This window comes from Thermogutta sp., from assembly GCF_039793925.1.
Classification (GTDB): Bacteria; Planctomycetota; Planctomycetia; order Pirellulales; family Thermoguttaceae; genus Thermogutta.
Window position 1 is genome coordinate 827 of sequence record NZ_JBAMME010000187.1, and the last position, 223, is coordinate 1,049.

General features: G+C 56.1%; 1 protein-coding gene. It reads left to right on the forward strand.

The genetic code is table 11. The features are described from left to right. On the forward strand, positions 1-223 hold a 223-nt coding region (locus ABJK56_RS06980; protein WP_347243946.1), incomplete at both ends, for a Mur ligase family protein.

Genomic DNA, 223 nt, shown 5'->3' on the forward strand with positions numbered 1-223 from the left:
AGAATTGACGGCCGATCACCAAGCGGCCGTCATTGAAATGGGCATCAATGTGGTGGGAGAAATGGAACGGTTGGTGTCCATCGTCCGTCCCACCGTGGGGATCATCACCAACATCCATCCCGCCCATTTGGAAGGCTTGGGTTCCATCGACACCATCCTTTCAGAAAAGGGAAAGCTCTTGGAAGGCCTTCCGGAAAACGGCACGGCCGTCGTCAATGCCGGC